Here is a 2,949-nt window from a genome sequence, read left to right as displayed (position 1 = left end):
TGAATACATCCACTATTACAACCATCACCGCATCAAACTGACGCTCAACAACCTAAGCCCTGTGGAGTACAGGACCCGGGCTGCGCAGATTGCTAGCTAACCTGTCCAACTTTTGGGGGGCAGTCCACCCCAACTTGCTTGCCGATGCTGGAGCGGGTTTGGCCTGAGTACAGTTACAGGCCGCAGTAGCGCTTAAGTGCTGATCTTGAGCCCGACCAAACCGGCAATGATCAGCGCCACGCTGGCCAGCCGGAACAGCGCCATAGACTCACCAAACAAAATGATCCCGGCAATGACGGTGCCGACGGCGCCGACGCCTGTCCAAATTGCGTAAGCGGTGCCCAGCGGCAGTTCCTTCATGGCCAAACCGAGCAAACCAAGGCTAATGACCATGGCGCCGACGGTGAGAGCCGTAGGCAGGGGGCGGGTAAAACCATCGGTATATTTAAGGCCGACGGCCCAGCCAACTTCAAACAGGCCAGCAAAAAACAGAATAATCCAGGACATGGTTATCTCCATCAATTGATGGGGTCGTCCCCAGATTAATCACTCAGCGAGTCGCAGGGTCGTCCCTGCAGTGCGCACTATATTGCCCACGATTTTTCTGACGATCAACCCCGACTTTTCAGTCTTTAGATGGCTGGCTTGCGTTCAGACGGTCTTCTTTTTCGCTCATCCGGCGGAAGTAGGTTGAAAGCAATGCGCCTGAGATGTTGTGCCACACACTGAACAGGGCGCTCGGCACAGCGGCTAAGGGCGAGAAATGCGCACTGGCCAACGCGGCGCCCAGCCCAGAGTTCTGCATGCCTACTTCTAAGGCTAAGGATTTACGCTGAGCCAGCGGTAGCTTAAATAGGCGGCCCGTGAAATAGCCGAGCAAGTAACCAAAGCTGTTATGCAGCATGACCACGGCCATGATCAGCAAGCCCGACTCGGCGATTTTTGCTTGGCTGGCGGCAACCACGGCGGCAACGATAATCACAATACTGACCACCGATACCAGCGGCAGCACGTCGACTGCAAAATGCACCCGTGCGCCGAGCACTCGTTGAGCCAGTACCCCGAGCACAATTGGAAACAACACCACTTGCAGAATCGACCAGAACAGTTCCATGAATGAAACCGGTAGCCAGGCCGACGCCAGTAGCCAGATAAGTGCCGGGGTTAACAAGGGAGCGAGGAGGGTAGTGACCGCAGCAATCGCAACTGACAGTGCAAGATCACCCCGCGCCAGCCAAGTCATCACATTAGACGAGGTGCCACTTGGGCAGCAGCCCACTAGAATCACTCCAACCGCGATTTCAGGAGGTAGGTGGAACATTTGGCAGAGCAACCACGCCACACCAGGCATGATCACGAAATGAGCAACCACACCCAGCGCTACACGCCAAGGATGGCGGGCGACTTCGGCGAAGTCTTCGAGTTTGAGCGTCAGGCCCATGCCGAACATCACTACACCCAGCAGCGGCACGATGGCGCCTTTTAGACCGATAAACCAACCGGGCTCCATAAATGCCAGCACAGCAAAAATCAGAACCCAATAAGCAAAGGTATTGCCGACAAAGCGGCTTAAAGCAGCAAGTGCACGCATGGTGTTCCTTTTTATGGTGTAGGGGGTGTGGCGTCAGGTTGTCATTGTTGCCGTAGGCTGCGAGCGGGGCGCAGCCTACGGTCGCGGCTAAAGGGGTTAGAGACCTTGAGGGATCTCTTCACCGCCCAGTGCTTCAAACAGTTGCGGCAAGAATTCGCCAAAGGTCAGCATCATCAGCGTGAAGCTGGCGTCTTGCTGGCCGAGGTCGTCATCACCGCCGTTCTGTTCGGCTTCATCTTGCAACAGGTCTTCAAACTTTAGGCGTTTAACCACCAGCTTGTCGTCCAGAACAAATGACAGCTTGTCTTGCCAGGCTAGCGACAGTTGAGTCACAACTTTGCCAGTGCTCAAGTGCAACTGGATTTCATCGCTGGTCAGGTCCTGACGTTTGCAGCGGATGATGCCGCCGTCTTCGTGGGTGTCACGTAGCTCACATTCGTCCAGTACAAAGAAATTGTCGGCGGCTTTTTGGGTTTTGACCCATTCAGTCATGGTGGCGCTTGGCGCTACTTTTACGCCCAGTGGTCGAACTGGCAGCGAGCCGATCACTTCACGCAGGGTAGACAGTAGGTCTTCAGCGCGTTTTGGGCTTGAAGCATTAACCAGGATCAGACCTTGTTTGGGGGCGATGGCGGCAAAGGTTGCCGAGCGGCGAATAAAGGCACGCGGCAAGAAAGCCTGGATGATTTCATCCTTGAGTTGATCACGCTCCTTCTTATAGACCTTGCGCATTTGCTCGGCCTCGATCTCGTCGACCTTCTCCTTTAAGGCATCGCGCACCACGCTGCTTGGCAAGATACGTTCTTCTTTGCGAGCGGCGATAAGCAGGAAGTCTTGGCTGGCATGAACCAGAGGTGCGTCTTCGCCTTTACCGAAAGGGGCGACGAAACCGTAGGTGGCTAATTCCTGACTTGCACACGGGCGGGCCGGTTTGCTGGCCAGAGCCGTTTCCAGCACCTGCGCATCGAAAGGCAGATCTTGGGTCAGGCGATAGATAAGCAGGTTTTTGAACCACATGGGGTGAATCACTCCTTTATACAAAGAGGGCATTATTCGCTTGATAGCCTTAATAGGCCAACCCTGCGCTAAGCCTTTGTCATGCATAAGAAAATTATTTTAAAAAGTGCTTGCCAGAGCCTAGGTCGCTCCGTAGAATGCGCGCCACACCGAGAGTGAAAGGGTGATTAGCTCAGCTGGGAGAGCATCTGCCTTACAAGCAGAGGGTCGGCGGTTCGATCCCGTCATCACCCACCATTCGCTCACAGTGTTACGCGCAGCGGTAGTTCAGTCGGTTAGAATACCGGCCTGTCACGCCGGGGGTCGCGGGTTCGAGTCCCGTCCGCTGCGCCATATTTTTA

The 2,949-nt window shown here is 55.0% G+C and carries 4 protein-coding genes and 2 tRNA genes; 3 read left to right on the top strand and 3 right to left on the bottom strand.

The window, feature by feature from the left end; all coding sequences use genetic code 11:
• Positions 1–100: IS3 family transposase (locus tag AQS70_RS23220; RefSeq protein WP_156355014.1), on the top strand; the 100-nt coding region annotated here is incomplete at its 5' end.
• A gap of 92 nt (positions 101–192) precedes the next feature.
• On the opposite strand, the gene sugE is transcribed toward AQS70_RS23220, so the two are convergent.
• From sugE to rdgC, 3 genes are all read right to left on the bottom strand, one after another.
• Positions 193–507, bottom strand: a complete 315-nt coding sequence (sugE, locus tag AQS70_RS09400) for a quaternary ammonium compound efflux SMR transporter SugE (RefSeq protein WP_055102541.1) — start codon at positions 505–507, stop codon at positions 193–195.
• 118 nt (positions 508–625) lie between these two features.
• A complete protein-coding gene (locus tag AQS70_RS09395) occupies positions 626–1,591 on the bottom strand; it encodes a bile acid:sodium symporter family protein (protein ID WP_055102540.1) in 966 nt (321 codons plus the stop codon).
• A 96-nt stretch (positions 1,592–1,687) separates the two neighbouring features.
• Complete coding sequence (gene rdgC / locus AQS70_RS09390) at positions 1,688–2,608, bottom strand: recombination-associated protein RdgC (protein WP_055102539.1); 921 nt, start codon at positions 2,606–2,608, stop codon at positions 1,688–1,690.
• A gap of 161 nt (positions 2,609–2,769) precedes the next feature.
• On the opposite strand from rdgC, the gene AQS70_RS09385 reads away from it, so the two are divergent.
• Positions 2,770–2,845: transfer RNA gene (locus AQS70_RS09385), tRNA-Val, on the top strand.
• A gap of 19 nt (positions 2,846–2,864) precedes the next feature.
• A tRNA-Asp gene (locus AQS70_RS09380) sits at positions 2,865–2,941 on the top strand.
• Positions 2,942–2,949 lie beyond the last annotated feature (8 nt).

This window comes from Pseudomonas endophytica (genome assembly GCF_001411475.1).
Taxonomy (GTDB): domain Bacteria; phylum Pseudomonadota; class Gammaproteobacteria; order Pseudomonadales; family Pseudomonadaceae; genus Aquipseudomonas; species Aquipseudomonas endophytica.
Note: the sequence above shows the minus strand (reverse complement) of the source record. Positions and strands in the feature narration are given on the sequence as shown.

Coding starts and splice junctions, on each gene's coding strand:
- AQS70_RS09395 (WP_055102540.1), bottom strand. CDS start 1,591: ATGCGTGCACTTGCTGCTTTAAGCCGCTTTGTCGGCAATACCTTTGCT.
- sugE (WP_055102541.1), bottom strand. CDS start 507: ATGTCCTGGATTATTCTGTTTTTTGCTGGCCTGTTTGAAGTTGGCTGG.
- rdgC (WP_055102539.1), bottom strand. CDS start 2,608: ATGTGGTTCAAAAACCTGCTTATCTATCGCCTGACCCAAGATCTGCCT.